The following is a 17,312-nucleotide window of genomic DNA, read 5'->3' as shown; positions in this document are numbered from 1 at the left end:
GTCACCTGTTTCACTTGTCTACCGAATTGGGCAAGCGCCACTGGCGCAATCAGATTGATCCACCAATTCAACATCTTTTTGATCATGATGTCCCATCATTTCAGCAAACTTAACCGCCACGTCCGCTGAAATCTCGGCCCGCTTTTGGTGATAAGTTGCTTCATCAATGGGTTCTTTAGGTGCCTGATCAAAGTCTGCCCCACTGTAAGGTAACAGTGACGTCGACTTAATTGTTTGCCGGTACTGTAGCAGTAGCCGACTGATTTCTGCGCCTTCTTTAGGTTGGAACGTCACGGTACAGCTAACTGCGTTGTCGGACCAGTAGGTCTGGAGAAATGCCTGCGTTGCAAATTGTTCCGCCATGGAGACCTCACCAGCAGAAGCAAACGCTGATTTGTCTGCATGCGCCGCCTTGACTGGAAATTCCACACACATGGTATTTTGACTATAAACATCTGGTTCAACTTTATAACCACAGGCTCTCAAAGCGGGCAACAACGGATCACTATCCTGGAACCGAATCCGTTGAATCAGGTAACGAGAATAATGGAAATGCATTCCTTCTGACACGCCCGCCAACTTGGCTACCGTTCCAGAGGGTTTGACCGTCGTATGCTTAATTGAAGGCTGGCATCCCAGCGTCTCGGAATAAGTCTTATCTGCTTGTACAACTGCCGCGTAGAGGTCATTGAATCGTTTGACTGCCGCTTGATTATAGATGGGCTGCATGAACGTCCGACCGGTTTCAGCATCTTGTTTGGCTTCAAACCCGGTCACGACGCGTTGCCTGAACGTCTTTAAAATCCAATCCTGAATTCCGGACATGGAGACCCCAATTCGCCGATTCTTGTGAATAGCTTTCCGGGAAACCTCCCAGTCATAATGACTAAAGGTTACCCGTTTCGTGTAACGAGCTCCTAATTCAAAAGCATCTTCTAATTGCCACCCCTGTTCCTCGGCCACACTGGGAAAGACTTCAAATAGGTTGCAAGGTTCACCGTTGCTCAGGGAGATTTCACCACAGGGATTGGTGCCCTCAACTTCGCCATCGATCCCAGGTTGCCGGCCATCAATCAGTCGACCATAGTCACGTGACAGTCCGAGGTTCACAATCCCGGGTTCCCCGTTATGCTGAATGGAATCTGCAATTGGCTGATAGTCGGCAAACTGACTGTCCACTGCCACACTATTATTAGACGCCCACCGGTGATGGTATAACTTATCCTTGTCTTGTTTCATGGTAATGAAATCATCGTCCTCAGCGCCACCTAAGGCCAGTTCAGCGGACCGCCGAACGTTGCCGGCAACGACCGTTTTCCCGATTAAGTTTCCCATGTCCGTACAATCGACCGCAGTCAGCTTCCGGCCAGCGGCATCATTTAAAATCTGGTTGATATCAAAGAGCATCTCCACTAGTGGCATTGGCCCGGACGCCGTCCCACCAAAACCGTGGATTGGCGCATCCTTAGGACGAATATCACTGATATCTAAGACGACCTGCGTTTGCCCCTCCGAATTGCTGGCATTAAAATGAGCGTCAATCATGTTGGCGTTGGCCAACACCCAGCCCTCACGAGTATCTGGGAGCCGATAGTAACGCGTCTTCGCTAATGAATGGCGTTGCATCCAGTCAGTCCGGTCAGTGGCTCCTAGCGCCACTGAGGCGTCATAGGAAGCACTCTGGGAATCGATCACAATGGTTAAGTCAATCTGTCGGTCCACCCGGGGCATTTGACTCACATTGTTGGGGGTTACGGAAAAGCCAACCCCTCCACCCTTCATAAGTTGATCAAACATAAAAGAGAAAGGCATGGAAACCGCTAGCTGGTCCTGTTCCAAGTAGTTCGGAACCAGATGACTGTCACCATATGGTTGTGGTCGCACGGCAATAAACCAGCAGTTATTGAGGGCATCACCGTTACGGTGTTGATAGTCCGTTCCCGAAATCCATAAATTCCGACCGGATGGTGTCGCTGCCAATCCGTAGACTAACCGGTAGAGGTTCTGAGCCTCTTGCGTTAAGTCTGCAACCACCTGATCAGTCACTGAATCTGCCTGTAACCGTGGGTCGAGGTTGATATTGCCCTCAACCACGCGTTTAACCGTCTCGGGCCACTCCTCAGTCCGTTGCTGATCAGGTAACCACCGTGCGTAGGTTCTTTTGTAAGTGACCCAACCTAATTCACCCCAATGTGGGGTCACCTCGTCCTGTGTTTTTTTTATGAAATCCGCCGATAGCGTGACCATTGGCGCCGTTGCTGTATTCATCAAACTCATTCACTCCCGTCTCAACCGTATACTAGATATGGTAGAATATTTAGTTTAAAAATACAACATATAGAAAAATTGAACTGTCCCTAGACTTTTGGACGGAACCGACTATGTAACATATTGCATGGCGAACACGCAACTTTTCCTTCTCAGCAGTTAATTGTAATTGGATAAACCACGTAAAACTTTTGACCTCCCTCCCCACCCCTAATCGAACCACAAGTCTAACTGGGTAGTAAACAACTCGCTTCAAACACAATTAAATAGGTGACGCGATTGAGCCTTTCAAAAAAATTTTTCGTCGTTTTTCAGGTCACCCAACCATCATTCACGGCCCCGACAATTCACGTACGCGCGATGACCACCCAAAGCAATACGAAACTCCGCGGCTTTAAACTATTTGTCCCTTCATTGTCTATGCTATACTGTTGCCAAAAGGAGGGCGCCCATGCAAATTATTCAGCTAGGAAAATTCATTGGCATCCTGCATCGCCGACTTCAAACTGCCATCAGTCATGACTTAACCTTACCGGAACTCAATGCCAGTAACGCCAATTTTCTCCTCTTCATTAGCGAACACGAACGCGTTACGGCCAAACAAATTTCTAATGAACTAGCTATCAATAAGGGACTCGTCAGTCGGGAAATGTTGCGCCTAGAAACGGCGGGTTACATCGAACGGCACTCCGATCAGACCGACCGTCGCACCATCTGGATCACCATCACCCAGTCTGGTATGGACGCCAGTCGCAGCATTCGCCGCCTGCTGAAACATTTGTGGCAAGAAGTACTCGGTGAAACGGCGTCTACTGATTTGGAAACTGTCTACGAGAATCTACTCACCTGGAGTGAACGGATCACTGATCTCGAATCCCCTTTGCCAGGCAAGTCGAAGTCCTAGATGGACCACCTCCGGCTACATTGACTCACAACTAAAAGTTAGCCTAACACTATCAGAATAAATTAATTTGTACGTTCCTCTAGGAAAACAGCCAAAATTTTCTCAAAACAACTCATCAATCACAATAGACCAGCTTCAACCGATAGAATTTATCTAGATTCAAGCCACCCCTGACTGCACCCACTAGCAAATACTGTATTTGCTGGTCCCACCCGTGTAGCCGAAGGCGGCACAATTCCAGCAGCGTACACCAAAAGAGCGTTCAGACCAATTTGGCCTAAACGCTCTTATTTCAGTTTATTTTAACGTGCTCTCACGCTGAATCAGTTCAGTACCCACGGTAATCCGCTGTGCGGTTGAACGACCAGTCTGCAGGCGATTCTCCACCATGTCGACAGCCGTAGCTCCCATCAGTTCCGTATTGACGTGCACACTACTCAGCTCTGGAAAGACGTACTTAGCAATCGTCGTATCATTGAAGCTAAACAGCTTCACCCGTTCCGGCACAGCGATTCCGTTTTCGTGGAGGGCCTTCAAGGCCCCCCCAGCCATCGGATCGTTCGTGACGAAGAAAGCGTCTGGCAAACCATCACCCAACTGAGCAATGGCCGTTTGCATTTCCTGATAGCCCGAATGATTCGTGTAGTCGCCAGCAAAAACCAAGTCAGGATTGAAAGCATCTCGTGCCATCATTTCTTGCTTGAACGCCTTATACCGGGGATCAATCACTTCGAGTTCGCCATCCGTGGTCCATTCAGTCCCGTAAAGCAAGCCAATGCGGCGCTGGTCCCGTTGCCAGAAGAAGTCCACCACTTGTTTAACGGCAAACCGAAAGTCTGTAACCACGCTATCGTACCCGTGGCACAGTTGGTCCTGGTCAACGAACACCAAATTAGGTGTCAGCTGAGCCATTGACTCAACTTGCGGCTGGCTAAATTTACCAATAGCAATAATGGCATCAACGTCGGTATCAACAGCCTGTAAATCATTTTGAAACGACCGAGTAGCCAGAATGTGACGTTGTTCGCAACGCTTCTCTAGGCCCAATCGAATCGACATATAGTACAAGTCATCGAGTTCCTTCGTCTTCGAATACCACTGGACGATGGCAATCTTCAGCTGTTTGGCTGACGATGACGCCCGGTGCTTGAGCTTGGTATAGTTCAATTCCTCAGCGACTTCAAAAATCTGTTTACGAGTTGACTCGCTGACCGAAAGCGTTCGATCATAGTTCAAGACCCGCGATACAGTGGCCAGAGACACGCCAACGGACTGCGCAATATCCTTTAGTGTTGCTGCGATTACCATCACCCCCTTAAACGATTATTCACCCATTGTACACTAAATTTGAGCAATAAACTTATCCAATGCAGCTTGACCAGTCGCATCACGTTTGAAGACCCCAGCATCCGCCAGGACCCGAGCAAAGACGTTCCCAATTTCTTGGTGCAAGACTTCAGTGACGTTCTCTGCCGTCAGTTGGTGGTCCTGCTTGATCTTGTCAGCCCACGCTTTATGCATGTCCGCAATGTTGTTTGGTTGGTCAATCAAGTACTTCGTGACTTCTGCCATTTCACTCTTCAGCCGTGCCGGTAAAATAGCGCGACCCATGACTTCGATCAAGCCAATATTTTCCTTCTTGATGTGTTGAACATCCTGGTGCGGATGGAAGATACCATCCGGATACTTGTCTGACGTCTGGTTGTCTCGCAGGACTAAATCCAGAACGTAGTCGTCACCGTCACGGTACGCAATTGGCGTAATGGTATGATGACGCGTATCACCCGTGTAGGCCCGAACGTCAACAGATTCATCGGAGTAACCGATCCAGCTGTTCAAGACCTTGGTTGCGGCATTGATCAGTGGTTCCGGTTGAGCCCCGCTTAACCGAATATCAGTCATCGGCCAGTTAACGACCCCAGCTGTCACGCCAGCCACACCCAAGTCAATCTTCCGGTCGATAGGGGCCTTCATCATTGGAAAGTCGTGCTTCCCACCTTGATAATGGTCGTGAGTCAGCATAGATCCCCCAACGATGGGCAGGTCGGCGTTACTGCCAACAAAGTAAGTTGGTAGTGTCCGCACGATTTCCAACAAGTTGGTAAATGTGTGTTGGTTGATCACCATTGGCCGATGTTCCTTGGCTAAGAAAATGGCGTGTTCAGAGAAATAAGCGTATGGGGAGTACTGGAAGCCCCAAGTTTCTCCACCCAGCATCATCCGGATAATCCGATGGTTGCTACGGGCTGGATAACCTAAACGGCCCAAGTACCCTTCGTTGGTCATGCAAAGTTGATCCAACGGGTAACTGGTCTTCTTCTGTGTCAAGGCAGCAGCAATCGCCTTAGGATCCTTTTCGGGCTTAGACAGGTTGATGGTGATTTCTAATTCACCAGCTGGTGTCTTCGCTGGAAAGACCACATTTTTAGCAATGTTACGCGTCTTGATGTAATTGTTATTTTGACTTAATTGATAGAACCAATCAGTTGCGGCACTAGGACTCTGTTGATACCGGTCCCAGAACCCCCGGTTGAGGGCTGAAGGAAGCGGCGTCATGAAGTCCATCAGTTCTGATTCAAGAATCTCCTTAGGACTCGGAGAATCTTCAATCTTACCGTGGTCAACGGCCGTTTGAATCATTGCATTGACCAAGTCGATGGGTTCATCAGAAGTTGCTTGAGCAGCAACACCATCGCCAATCAAGGCAAAAATACGGTTCGTCACGTACTGACGGTCCAGCTCCGTGTAGGGTGCTGGCGAGGAAACAATGTGATCAATGAAAGTTTGAATTGTGTCTTTAGCCATAATTACTTCGTCTCCTCGGTCCGATCGTTATAACCTTGTGGATGCGTTTGCTTCCAGTTCCAAGCGGTCCGAATAATATCTTCGACGTTGTCAAACTGTGGCTTCCAGTTCAAGACTTCACGGGCCTTGTCACTGGCGGCAATCAACGTGCTAGGATCACCGGCACGGCGTGGTGCCATCTTAGCAGGAATTTCCTTACCAGTAACCTTCCGAGCGGCTTCCAACATTTCTTTGTTGGAGAAACCAGTTGAAGAGCCCAGGTTGAAGGCATTGCTGTCATTGCCAGCCTTCAGATATTCCAGAGCTAAAATGTGGGCATCGGCCAAGTCAACGACGTGAACGTAGTCCCGAACGTTAGTCCCGTCTTTCGTTGGGTAGTCACTACCAAAGATGGAAAGTTCTTTCCGTTCGCCAGCGGCAACCTGCAAGATAATTGGAACCAAGTGGGTTTCGGGATGGTGATCTTCACCAATGCTCCCATCTTCCTTAGCACCAGCCACGTTGAAGTAACGTAGGGCAACAAACTTAATACCGTAAGCCTTGTCAGACCAGCCCATAATCTTTTCCATCATCAACTTACTTTCACCGTAAGGGTTGGTTGGGATTTGTGGGTCAGTTTCCTTGATAGGAATCTGCTTAGGTTCACCGTAAGTTGCCGCGGTTGAAGAGAAGACGATTCGCTTAACGTTGTGCTTGTTCATGACTTCCAATAAAGAAACCATCCCAGCAGTGTTGTTATCAAAGTACTTCAAAGGCTTTTCCATGGATTCAGGCACGATGGAGAAGGCAGCAAAGTGCATAACCCCTTCAATATCTTCCTTGTCAAAGACATCGTTCAGGAACTTCTGGTCGTGCAAGTCCCCTTCGTAGAACCGTGCTTTTTTATTCACTGCGGCCCGGTGTCCCGTTACCAAATTATCGACAACGGCTACATCATAACCCTTACTAATTAAACGATCGACTGCATGGGAACCGATATAACCGGCACCACCTAAGACTAAAACTGTCATTGATCAATTCCTCCTCTTATGTTTTGTTTCATTAATAACTTTACGCTACTTATGATTATTCGTTAATTGGTTAAATAAATTGTGACAGTCAACACCAGCGTTAGGTGCTCGCGTATTTTGCCACTGACGACATTACGCAACCGTTATTTTGAACCACTTCATTCAACAGTCAGAACAACGAATTCACAGTGTCCTGCTTGTCGTAGACGGCAAACGAATTAGTTATTTTTGTAATTCGGCAGGACCGTCAGCAATTTCTGCGACGTAGAATTCTGCTGGATGGCCGATAGTGTCTTCGTAGACCTTACCAACCTTAGCTTCGAAGTCTTCAACGTTAGCCTTCTTAACGATAGCAATGGCACAACCACCGAAGCCAGCACCAGTCATCCGGGCACCTAAGACACCAGGTTGTTTCCAAGCCGTTTCAACCAACGTATCCAATTCTTTACCCGTAACTTCAAAGTCGTAGTGCAAGGAAACGTGAGAAGCGTTGATCAATTCGCCAAAGCTCTTTAAGTCACTCTTTTGCAGAGCGGCAAATGCCTTTAACGTCCGTTGGTTTTCGAAGACAGCGTGACGCGCACGCTTGATCAGCGTTTCATCGTTGATCAGGTAAGCGTTTTGGTCGAATTGATCCTCGTTTAAGTCACCCAACGTCTTGATGTCCAACTTCGTTTGCAAACGACGTAAGGCTTCTTCACATTCAGCCCGCCGTTCGTTGTACTTGGAGTCGGTCAGTTCACGACGCTTCTTGGTGTTCATGATAACCACAACGTTGTCGCCCAAGTCTAGGGGTGCGTATTCGTAATCCATAGTATTGGTATCTAACAGGATAGCTTGGTCCTTTTTACCCATACCAATAGCGAATTGATCCATAATCCCAGTATTCAAGCCAAAGTAGTCATTTTCAACTTGTTGACCGACTTTAACCATCTCAACTTCGTCTAGCTTCATGCCGTATGCGGCGTGAAGAATCTCGCCCATCAACATTTCCATTGAAGCTGATGAGGACAAACCAGAAGCATCTGGCAAGTTCCCGTGAACGAAGAGGTCAAACCCATGATCGATGGTCAAATTCTGCTTGGCTAATTCGAACAACATCCCCTTCAGGTAGTTGGCCCAATTGTCAGCCTTGTTGAAGGCTAAGTTATCCAGTGAGAACGTCAATACGCCAGCGTCAGGAACGTTTGCGGAGTAAACGCGGAATTGCTTGTCGTCTCGTGCTGAGTATGCGGCGTAAGTCCCCATACTGATAGCGGCTGGGAAAACGTGACCACCGTTGAAGTCAGTGTATTCACCAATCAGGTTGATTCGTCCTGGTGAGAAGAAGACCCGTTCTGGTGCAACGTTAAATTGTTCTTGGTATTCAGATGCTAAGCTGGCGAAATCCATGGCGATTAACTCCTTAATAAATTTTTTAGTAAAACTTTACTACAATTATCATAGTCGCTTTTAGCGGCCTTGTCAATTAATTTTAAAGCGCTTTCTTTGCTCTTAAATAAAAGCCTCAGGCACTTTCACCTGAGGCCCTGATACATTAACGTATTACTTGGATTCGGCTTCTTCTTCCTCTTCCTTTTCGGTTTCCAACTTCGTTTCAAGTTCACGCACAATTTCAGCATGCTTCTTTTCAGATAGCACAATCTTGAATTGGTAGATCAAGGCAGCAACGATCAATAAGATCATTGGCATGTAGAAGATGAATGAATGGAAGATAAACATCCCGTGAGAAGTGATATCGCTAGGCTTGGCATTACCAGTCATCCCTGAGTGGACAGCGGCAATAACAACGATCCCAGTTGAGAAGGCCCCAGCTAATTTATCAATCAATGGACGAACAGACAAGGTAACGGATTCGTTCCGCGTACCGTTCTTCCATTGCCCATATTCAACACTATCAGTGATCGTCATCAAGGCGGCCAAGAAGATCATTGGGTATGGGAAGAAGAAGATAGCATCGGCAATGTACATCATGATTGTGTTGGTACCGGCCAGCATAAACAGAATGTAACCGACTAACATCATGCAAATCCCACCAATGTAGACACCCTTCCGAGTAATCTTGGAAACAATGATTGGGAACAGTGGAACTGAGATAATCCCTAAGATAGCGGTAATTACCCCAATCAAACTATAAGCGGCAGCGTTGCCAATAACGTAACGGAAGTAGTAAATCAACAGTGAGTTCGTAACAACGTAGCTTAAGGCAAACAGTAAGTATGAGAACCCTAACCACATCAGTTGGTCATTTTCACCAATAACTTTGAAGACGTCACGGAAGCGGGTCTTTTCAGTGTTTTCACGAATTAAGCTTGTTTGTTCCTTAGTTCCGAAGAAGGTTGCTAAAGCACCCAGGAACGAAACTAAACCAATCACGATAGCAAATCCTAACCAACCAGCACGAGTTTGTGTACTTCCGTGAGTACCTGAGAAGGTTTGTGAGAAGTAGATAACTAATGGGGTAACCACAATGATAACCCCTTGAGAACCTAAGGTTGAACCGAAACGACCAATCGTCCCGAACTTGTTACGAACCTTAGAATCAACACTTAATGCAGGTAACATGGACCAAAAGGCAATATCTTTAAATGAATAGAAGATATCCATAATGACAAACACGATACCGAAGAGCAAGAAGTAAATCGACGTGTTGCTGTCAGCCAACCCGAACAGGCTGGAGAACATCAACATAATCCCAACGGAACTGACGATGGCCCCAATTAAAATCCAGGGTTTGAATTTCCCAAACTTCGTATTGGTGTTATCAACCATCCCACCAATCATCGGGTCAAAAGCAATTTCAATTAACCGAATAACAACAACCATCGTGGTAACGATCCCAGCTTCAGCAGCCGCGCCGTTCCCAACGAACAGGGCACTAGTAACAAAAATAGCAAAATAAGTATTAAGTGTTGCATAGAAGGCATCATGTCCGAACGCCCCTAAAGCATATGATAGATATTGCTTAACCATTGTTTCCTTCACACCTTTCAACGGGTTCTACCCCTGATAGTTAATTCACAACAACATTAGTGATAACGATGTTCAATAATCTTGGAAAGAACCGCTTCACGCTGTTGCGCCTTAGCCATATCGAATTGTGATTCCTCAAGACCATTGAAATCCTTAGCCAATAGTGTTGCTTCCAAGTAAAGGGTCAGTTGCCGTTTGATGTACAACTTGTTCTCTTCACCAGGCTTCTGTGCGTTGCCCCCCAATACAGCGGAAGCAAACTCAACGGGATCTAAAGTAATCTTGTCATCCTGCTTTGCAGCCATCTATAAACACCTCATATCTTCCAATATAGTTTAACTAGACCGGTAAAACTGCGCTAACGTTTTAGTTAAATGTAAGCGCTTTACATTGTTATTCTAAGGACATCCATTAAAAATTGCAACCTCTTTCAATGCTCACTGATACACTTAAAAAGGTGTCTTTAGCCGTTACAGTCACATTGCAACCGGTTGCTTTTTCTATGATAAAAATTTTAGTAAATGCGTGAGTAAACCCTTTTCACATCCAGCTCTGCTTTTCAAGTTAACTTTCGCCATCACAGTTTTGAAAATCCATTTCCAAAAAAAGCAGAAAAGGTACCACACCAAATTGTGCGGTACCTTTTCTGCTTTCACAATTATCTACCTGCTATTTCCTAACGAAGAAGCAACAGCAATCATTGCTTAGTGATAACGGTGTTCAATAATCTTAGACAGGACTTCTTCACGCTTTTGGGACTTGGCCATATCAAAAGCTGATTCTTCTAAGTTGTTGAAATCTTGTGCTAACAGTTCGGATTCCAAGTAAAGCGTCAATTGACGTTTGATGTATACCTTGTTTTCTTCATCTGAGCGTTGTTCGTTCCCACCTAACACGGCAGCAGCAAACTTAGCGGGGTCCAACGTTAACTTCTTACTGTTCTTAGCCATTGATCTCTACCTCTTATCCCTTGAATGTTTTTTAACAATCTAAATAACTTTCATCAAGCTAGTTGCCCTTGTAAGCAACTCACATAAACATTTTAAAGAGTTTCTGCAGAAATTACAAGTCCCTATTGGGCCCCATTTTCAGTTCAATTTGCTTGGATTATAGGTTCTATAATCTTCACTTTAATTCAATGGCTATTGGCAGGCTAGTTCAAAATGAATTATTTCACGAGATGAAGCCTGATCTCATCCAAATGGTATCGCTTTAATCATTTCAGCCACTATCCCATTTAATTTCAAAAATGGACAGCTTCTAAACTAAATAAAAAGGTGAATCAGCACGATAAAAATTTATCGCGCTGACACACCTTTTTCGCAAATCTTATTTAACGGAGTCGACGTACGCCTTCAAAGCCTGTTCGTAAGTTGCCAAACGAGCTTGGGCAGCGGCATCGGTCTTGTCACTGGTCCCAATGTAGAACTTGACCTTAGGTTCCGTCCCAGAAGGCCGGATGCAGATCCAAGTACCATCACTGAGCCAGTACTTTAAAACGTTAGACTGTGGCAGATCAATCTTGCTGGTCGTACCATCAGCTGCCGTCTTCAAACTGGTCGAGAAGTCTTCCACTTCGTCAATACTGCTATCGCCAAAGGACTTTGGCGCGTTTTCTCTGAATTCACTCATCAAATGAGCCATCTGGTCGGCACCATCGACACCAGGGAATTCTTCGAACGTCGTCTTTTCAGCAAAGTAGCCGTAAGTCGCGTAGAGTTCCTCAATACCATCGTACAGGGTCATCCCCCGTTGCTTGTAGTCGGCCGCCACTTCAGCCAACAGAACCGTTGACTGAATGGCATCCTTGTCACGAACGAATGGTTTGATCAAGTAACCATAACTTTCCTCAAAGCCAAATAGGAAGGTGTGGTCGTGATTGGTTTCGTATTGGTGGATTTGCTCCGCAATAAACTTGAACCCGGTCAGCACGTTCTTCATTTCAACACCATAAGCAGCCGCAATCTTGGTGGCCAACTCAGTAGAAACGATGGACTTCACCACACGACTGTCAGCAGGTAATTGCCCAGCTGCTTTGCGAGCCTTCAAAATGTAAGCCAACAAAATGGAAGCAATTTGGTTCCCCGTCAACAGTTGGTAATCCCCATTAGGTTGACGAACAGCGGCACCTAACCGGTCGGCGTCAGGATCAGTAGCGACTAACAGGTCAGCACCTTCCTTTTTTCCTAAGGCAATCGCCATATCAAAGGCCTGAGAAAACTCAGGGTTTGGAAATGGGACCGTTGGAAATTCGGGATCGGCAATTGCTTGTTCAGGCACCATGGTAAAGTTTTCAAACCCGGCGCCACGTAATGCTCGCTCACCGATAACTTTCCCAGTCCCATGCAATGGTGTGTAGATCAATTTCATGGTCTTCCCAACACTGTGAACGAGATCGGCGTTGATCGTCACACTCTCAACGTTCTTCAGGTAAGGTTGATCAACGTTTTCACCAATAATCTGTAAGGTCTTATTGGCCCGTAATTCTTGTTCGTCGGCCACTTCAATGGCAAAGACGTCCTTAGCAGATCGAACAAAATCAGTAATCATGTCGGAAGCCTTAGGTGGCATCTGACCACCATCTGGCCCATAGATTTTAAACCCGTTGTATTGCTTAGGGTTATGGCTAGCGGTAATCATGATTCCCATTGCCGTATGCAGATGACGCACAGCAAACGACAGTTCGGGCGTTGGCCGCATGTCATCGAAAACAAAACTAGGAATGTGGTGCGCCCCTAAAACGTGAGCGGCCTCGTGTGCAAACTCAGTGGAATGGTACCGGGAGTCAAAACTGATGGCGACTCCCTGTTGCTTCGTAGCGTCATCCAACGTATCTAAGTACCGGGCTACCCCTTCAGTTGCTTGCCGAACAGTGTAAACGTTCATCTGGCCAATTCCAGGCCCCATCACACCACGCATCCCAGCGGTCCCAAAACTCATGGGTGCTGTGAAAGCGGCCTTTAAGGCATCATCATCGTCCGCAATGGCGGTCAATTCTTTTTTAATGTAAGGAATCATGGTTGGTTGTTGTTGCCAAACCTGATAATTTTCTTGCCAACTCATTCTAATCTCTCCCTATTTCCGTAAGTATTGATAACTGATTGTGTGTTGTACCGGTTGGTTAGCTGGAAGGACCACGTCACCGAAGTCTGTGTGATGAATTGCATCTGGCAACGTCTGTGCTTCCATGGCTAAGGCATTGTAGTCGTGCTTGGCCATGCGGTCAGCATCGGTGACGTTCGCCGTGAAGACCACCAGCGCGTTACGGTCGGAGTAAACCTGCACTTCCCGATGGCCCGTGGTGTCACCAATTTCAGCGATTGGTTGATCCTTGCTAGGAACAACGACAAAGGCGTCATCGTATTCAACGTGGCCATCCTGATTCAGCTGAGCCAACCCGTCCTTAACGGTCCGAGGTTGACTGAAATCATAACCAGTTCCGGCCGTCTTAATCATTTCACCAGTTGGAATCTTCTCTTGGTTCAAAACCAGACGCTTATCACCACTCAGCTTGACCCATTGGTCGTCCAAACTGTGTTGATCATCAGTCACATTAAAGTAGGTGTGAACCGTTGGGTTGAACAAGGTAGCGGCGTCACTCTCGGCGTCAAATGTGATATCCAACCGGTTTTCTTCAGTCAACGTGAAAGTTACCGTCGTCTTGATGGTTCCAGGATACTTATCCTCCGCTTCAGTTGCCGTATGGGTCAGCACAACGCTGGCTGTATCCTCAGTCTGCTTAGTGGTGGCATCCCAGTTCACAAAGGTAAATCCGTGAGGGCCCCCGTGACTGGCATTGGGTTTTTCATTGGCATCCAAGTGAACCGTCTTGCCGTCCAGTTCAAACTGGGCACCAGCAATTCGACCAGCAACCCGACCAAGTGTCTGGCATAAGTAAAATGAGTTATGGTCATAATCCTTCAGATTCGGACGGTTCATAATTAAGTTATGTTTCTCACCATCTTCAACTACACTAAATTCCTGTAGCGTAGCGCCCCAGGTCAGGACAGCTACCCGAGTACCCTGCTGATTCGTCAATAAATACTTCGATACTGCTTGCTGGTTTAATGTCCCAGCTGAGCTCTTCGTAATTTCCATGTGAATCACACCTCCAAAAAAAGAATCCGGTTTCATTGTATAATACTCGGGCTCCAAAGGCCAACATTTTAGTAAAATTTTTCTAGCAGTTTTACTATTTTGACCTATAAATGGAATTACAGATATATAATTATAGAATTAGAAAATATGTAAAAATAAACCGTTTTCACTGGACTTATCAATCGATTATTAGTTATACTGATTCCGAATAGTTCAACTTTACACAATTAATAACGATTGAATAAGGAGGAATTTTTTATGCCATCTACAACTGTTGCCGCAGAGAAGCTCCTGTTACAAATGGTCGACGACTACACGGAACGGGAAGTCAGTCCCCAGGACATGCCTATGGACAAGGCCGGTGATTTTCCTGACGGCTTCATTCAAAAGCTAACGGACACTGGTTTCTTAGGCATTATGCTACCGCAAGAATTTGGCGGTGCAGGCTTCGGACCAGAAGTCACCGCTAAAGTGTTAAATCACATTGCCCGGGGCAACGCCAGTACGGCGGTGACCTTGGAAGGCCACTTCAAAACGATTGACCAGATTCTCAAATATGGGACGCCCGCGTTGCAAAAAGCCCTACTCCCTTCAGCCACTGACCGAATTTTTGCCTTTTCCATGACTGAAGCCAGCGGTGGTTCCAATCCAATGGGAATTGGGTCAACCGCTACCCGTGAGGGCGACCACTGGGTCATCACCGGTGACAAGATCATGATTACGAACGGTGGCCTAGCCCAAGTCTACTGTGTGCTGGTTAAGACGGCCCCTAAAGAACTCTCCGTATTTGTGGTTGATCAGGACATGCCTGGTTTTTCCTTTGGTAAACGGGAAGATTTCTTGGGTCTCAAGGGCACCCCGGTCGGTGAAATTGTGATGGACCATCTCATTGTGGACGACGATCATTTGCTGGGTAAGGTTGGCGACGGTGGTATTATTGGTGATTCTGCTCACGATGACGCCCGTATCTTGATGGGTGCCGTGTTAACGGGCATCATGGAACACGATTTAAAGATTGCAACCGACTACGCTAAGGAACGGAAAGCCGGCGATACGCCGCTGACTGACCTGCAGGTCACCCATCGCAAGGTTGCCGACATTGCCATGCGTAAAGAAACAACGAAGCTGCTCTACCAAAAGGCCGCGCAATTAAAGGCAGCTGGCCAACCATATAGCGAAGAAGCAGCCATGGCCAAGGCTCATGGTTCACGGGCTGCTGTCAGCGCCGGTGACGACACCCTACAGATCTTAGCTGGTTATGGCTACAGTCGGGAATATCCCGTCGAACATCTGATTCGGGACGCCCGGGCAATGGAAATTGCTGAAGGAACCGTTGAAAAGATGCGGTCCGCCATTGCCAAAGCTGAATTTAACAAATAGGAGGTTTCCCCATGAAAATTGTGGTTTGCATTAAACAAGTTCCTGAAACCAACAACGTCAAGATCGACCCAGTGACCCATAACTTGGATCGTCGTGGCTTAGCTGGTGTAATGAATCCATTTGATAAGAATGCCGTTGAACTGGCCTTGAATCTAAAGGACACCACCGGCGCTGAAGTGGCCCTACTAACCATGGGTCCCGATGACTACGCTGAATCTGTGCGCGAAGGCATGGCTATGGGAGCCGACTCTGGCTACCTCCTATCCGACCGTGCCTTTGCTGGGGCTGACACCCTGGCCACCGGTTACGTCATTGCCCAAGCCTTAAAAAAAATTGGCGACGCCGACCTGATTCTCTTTGGTCGGCAAGCAGTCGATGCCGATACCGGCCAAGTAGGTCCCATCGTAGCTGAATTTCTCAACCAGCCCCAAATCACCTATGCAGCTAGCCTGCGGATGAGTGGTCCCAACGAAGTAACCGCTGAACGCCTACTCGAAGACACCAAGCAAACACTGGTGGCCCAACTGCCAGCTGTAGTCAGCGTCCGCAGTGAGTTGAACACCCCCCGTTACCCTACCCCCCGCAACATTCAATTGAGCTTTGAAAAGCCACTGACTGTTTGGCACCATGATGACCTCGACTTGGACGATACTCGTTTGGGCCAATCAGGGTCACCAACCGTTGTGACCAAGGTCTATGCCCCAGAACCCGTTAAGCGTGAACTGACACCGCTAGCTGGCACCCCAAGTGAAGCCGCTAGTCAGCTGATCAAGGCCCTGAAAGAACGTCAATTAATCTAAGGAGGAATCTGCTATGTCAAAACCAGAATTATGGGTCATTGCGGAACGCCGCTTAGACCACATTGAACCCACCACCCAACAACTAATCACCAAAGCTCGTGACCTAGCTGGTGACAGCTTCAAAACGGTTGTAATCTTGTTAGAGGCGACAACGGACCATTTGGAAGACGAATTAAAAGCCTACGGTCCCGACGAAATACGGGTCGTTCGGGATGACCGATTCCCAACGGCTACTGACGCTGAACACGCTGATGCCCTCCAACAACTGGTTGAAGCCTATCAGCCTAACGGTGTCCTCTTTGGTGCTACCATCACGGGCCGTTCTATCGCCCCTCGCTTACAAGCAAAGCTCCAGACTGGACTGACCGCCGATGCATTGGGCCTACGCTACGATGGCGAAACGTTGATTGCCGTAAAACCTTCCTACGGTGATAATATCATGTGCGAAATCACCATCCCTGAACGTCGACCACAAATGGTCACGGTGCGGCCAAACACCTTCGTTGCTGAAGAAGCTGCCGGTGCTGCTGAGGTCACGACCACCACGGTTACTTTCCACCCCGTCGATCGCTTACAAGTGACGGCTGCTACACCCGTTGTTAACACGGCTACAACGGTCGGCGATGCCAGCCGGGTGGTTGCACTAGGTCGGGGAGCAGCCAGCGCTGCCATGGTCAACCACGCTACCCAGTTAGCCGAAAAGCTGGGTGGTCGGATTGGGGTCTCACGGCCATTAACCGATCAAGACCGGTTCACCCATGATGATCAAATCGGTCAGAGTGGTAACACTATTCACCCTGAATTGATCATCAACTTCGGAATCAGCGGTGCCGTCCAATTCCTGGTCGGCATGCAGGACTCTAAGACGATTGTCGCCGTCAATTCTGACCCCGACGCACCAATCTTTGATGTTGCTGATTACGGCTATGTGGGAGATGCCCAAGCATTCATGACCGCATTACTCGCCCAATTCAACTAAACTTGCCAATTAAAAAGGGATTACGTGTGTCAGTTGCTGGCTTACGTAATCCCTTTTTTAATTTCTTACAATGTTCGCGCTCCGGCGGCCAGGGG

The 17,312-nt window shown here is 47.4% G+C and carries 14 protein-coding genes; 4 read left to right on the top strand and 10 right to left on the bottom strand.

The genetic code is table 11. The features are described from left to right. Positions 1-18: 18 nt before the first annotated feature. Positions 19-2,268 (bottom strand): ribonucleoside-triphosphate reductase, adenosylcobalamin-dependent, encoded by a 2,250-nt coding sequence (gene nrdJ / locus AB3Y94_RS10925; RefSeq protein WP_367296519.1) that lies wholly within the window; start codon positions 2,266-2,268, stop codon positions 19-21. A 451-nt stretch (positions 2,269-2,719) separates the two neighbouring features. Between nrdJ and AB3Y94_RS10920 the strand changes: the two genes are divergently transcribed. Beyond that, positions 2,720-3,172: a MarR family winged helix-turn-helix transcriptional regulator gene (locus AB3Y94_RS10920; protein ID WP_367296244.1), complete on the top strand. Its 453-nt coding sequence runs from the start codon at positions 2,720-2,722 to the stop codon at positions 3,170-3,172. A gap of 297 nt (positions 3,173-3,469) precedes the next feature. Here the strand turns inward: AB3Y94_RS10920 and AB3Y94_RS10915 are convergent, their stop codons facing one another. From AB3Y94_RS10915 to AB3Y94_RS10875, 9 genes are all read right to left on the bottom strand, one after another. Further along, entirely contained in the window at positions 3,470-4,480 is a 1,011-nt protein-coding gene (locus AB3Y94_RS10915) for a LacI family DNA-binding transcriptional regulator (RefSeq protein ID WP_367296243.1), read from the bottom strand. 33 nt (positions 4,481-4,513) lie between these two features. Next, positions 4,514-5,977, bottom strand: a complete 1,464-nt coding sequence (locus AB3Y94_RS10910; RefSeq protein ID WP_367296242.1) for a UDP-glucose--hexose-1-phosphate uridylyltransferase — start codon at positions 5,975-5,977, stop codon at positions 4,514-4,516. A 2-nt stretch (positions 5,978-5,979) separates the two neighbouring features. After that, positions 5,980-6,987 carry a UDP-glucose 4-epimerase GalE gene (galE, locus tag AB3Y94_RS10905; protein ID WP_125682108.1) on the bottom strand — a complete coding sequence of 336 codons (1,008 nt, stop codon included), beginning with the start codon at positions 6,985-6,987 and terminating at the stop codon, positions 5,980-5,982. A 222-nt stretch (positions 6,988-7,209) separates the two neighbouring features. Beyond that, positions 7,210-8,379 carry a galactokinase gene (locus tag AB3Y94_RS10900; RefSeq protein ID WP_367296241.1) on the bottom strand — a complete coding sequence of 390 codons (1,170 nt, stop codon included), beginning with the start codon at positions 8,377-8,379 and terminating at the stop codon, positions 7,210-7,212. 153 nt (positions 8,380-8,532) lie between these two features. Further along, entirely contained in the window at positions 8,533-9,960 is a 1,428-nt protein-coding gene (locus tag AB3Y94_RS10895) for a glycoside-pentoside-hexuronide (GPH):cation symporter (RefSeq protein ID WP_367296518.1), read from the bottom strand. A 56-nt stretch (positions 9,961-10,016) separates the two neighbouring features. Further along, positions 10,017-10,265 carry a hypothetical protein gene (locus AB3Y94_RS10890; RefSeq protein WP_367296240.1) on the bottom strand — a complete coding sequence of 83 codons (249 nt, stop codon included), beginning with the start codon at positions 10,263-10,265 and terminating at the stop codon, positions 10,017-10,019. A gap of 399 nt (positions 10,266-10,664) precedes the next feature. Further along, entirely contained in the window at positions 10,665-10,910 is a 246-nt protein-coding gene (locus tag AB3Y94_RS10885; protein ID WP_125682115.1) for a hypothetical protein, read from the bottom strand. A 379-nt stretch (positions 10,911-11,289) separates the two neighbouring features. Next, a complete protein-coding gene (locus AB3Y94_RS10880) occupies positions 11,290-13,023 on the bottom strand; it encodes a phospho-sugar mutase (RefSeq protein ID WP_367296239.1) in 1,734 nt (577 codons plus the stop codon). 12 nt (positions 13,024-13,035) lie between these two features. Then, positions 13,036-14,058 carry an aldose epimerase family protein gene (locus AB3Y94_RS10875; RefSeq protein ID WP_367296238.1) on the bottom strand — a complete coding sequence of 341 codons (1,023 nt, stop codon included), beginning with the start codon at positions 14,056-14,058 and terminating at the stop codon, positions 13,036-13,038. A 258-nt stretch (positions 14,059-14,316) separates the two neighbouring features. On the opposite strand from AB3Y94_RS10875, the gene AB3Y94_RS10870 reads away from it, so the two are divergent. From AB3Y94_RS10870 to AB3Y94_RS10860, 3 genes are read left to right on the top strand one after another with little or no spacing between them, the layout of a single operon-like run. Continuing rightward, positions 14,317-15,438 carry an acyl-CoA dehydrogenase family protein gene (locus AB3Y94_RS10870; RefSeq protein WP_367296237.1) on the top strand — a complete coding sequence of 374 codons (1,122 nt, stop codon included), beginning with the start codon at positions 14,317-14,319 and terminating at the stop codon, positions 15,436-15,438. Between the two features lie 11 nt (positions 15,439-15,449). Next, on the top strand, positions 15,450-16,238 hold the full coding sequence (locus AB3Y94_RS10865) for an electron transfer flavoprotein subunit beta (protein WP_367296236.1): 789 nt from the start codon (positions 15,450-15,452) through the stop codon (positions 16,236-16,238). A 13-nt stretch (positions 16,239-16,251) separates the two neighbouring features. Then, positions 16,252-17,217 (top strand): electron transfer flavoprotein subunit alpha/FixB family protein, encoded by a 966-nt coding sequence (locus AB3Y94_RS10860; RefSeq protein WP_367296235.1) that lies wholly within the window; start codon positions 16,252-16,254, stop codon positions 17,215-17,217. The last annotated feature ends 95 nt before the right edge of the window (positions 17,218-17,312 follow it).

It is taken from the genome of Levilactobacillus yonginensis (assembly GCF_964065165.1).
GTDB classification, from domain to species: domain Bacteria; phylum Bacillota; class Bacilli; order Lactobacillales; family Lactobacillaceae; genus Levilactobacillus; species Levilactobacillus yonginensis_A.
The sequence above is the reverse complement of the archived record's forward strand: the minus strand, read 5'-3'. Positions and strand labels throughout refer to the sequence as shown.

Excerpts from the sequence above, each read along its gene's own strand:
- AB3Y94_RS10885 (WP_125682115.1), bottom strand. The coding sequence starts at position 10,910 with ATGGCTAAGAACAGTAAGAAGTTAACGTTGGACCCCGCTAAGTTTGCT.
- AB3Y94_RS10895 (WP_367296518.1), bottom strand. The coding sequence starts at position 9,960 with ATGGTTAAGCAATATCTATCATATGCTTTAGGGGCGTTCGGACATGAT.
- AB3Y94_RS10890 (WP_367296240.1), bottom strand. The coding sequence starts at position 10,265 with ATGGCTGCAAAGCAGGATGACAAGATTACTTTAGATCCCGTTGAGTTT.
- galE (WP_125682108.1), bottom strand. The coding sequence starts at position 6,987 with ATGACAGTTTTAGTCTTAGGTGGTGCCGGTTATATCGGTTCCCATGCA.
- AB3Y94_RS10920 (WP_367296244.1), top strand. The coding sequence starts at position 2,720 with ATGCAAATTATTCAGCTAGGAAAATTCATTGGCATCCTGCATCGCCGA.
- AB3Y94_RS10915 (WP_367296243.1), bottom strand. The coding sequence starts at position 4,480 with ATGGTAATCGCAGCAACACTAAAGGATATTGCGCAGTCCGTTGGCGTG.
- AB3Y94_RS10880 (WP_367296239.1), bottom strand. The coding sequence starts at position 13,023 with ATGAGTTGGCAAGAAAATTATCAGGTTTGGCAACAACAACCAACCATG.
- AB3Y94_RS10910 (WP_367296242.1), bottom strand. The coding sequence starts at position 5,977 with ATGGCTAAAGACACAATTCAAACTTTCATTGATCACATTGTTTCCTCG.
- AB3Y94_RS10860 (WP_367296235.1), top strand. The coding sequence starts at position 16,252 with ATGTCAAAACCAGAATTATGGGTCATTGCGGAACGCCGCTTAGACCAC.
- AB3Y94_RS10900 (WP_367296241.1), bottom strand. The coding sequence starts at position 8,379 with ATGGATTTCGCCAGCTTAGCATCTGAATACCAAGAACAATTTAACGTT.
- AB3Y94_RS10865 (WP_367296236.1), top strand. The coding sequence starts at position 15,450 with ATGAAAATTGTGGTTTGCATTAAACAAGTTCCTGAAACCAACAACGTC.
- AB3Y94_RS10875 (WP_367296238.1), bottom strand. The coding sequence starts at position 14,058 with ATGGAAATTACGAAGAGCTCAGCTGGGACATTAAACCAGCAAGCAGTA.
- nrdJ (WP_367296519.1), bottom strand. The coding sequence starts at position 2,268 with ATGAATACAGCAACGGCGCCAATGGTCACGCTATCGGCGGATTTCATA.
- AB3Y94_RS10870 (WP_367296237.1), top strand. The coding sequence starts at position 14,317 with ATGCCATCTACAACTGTTGCCGCAGAGAAGCTCCTGTTACAAATGGTC.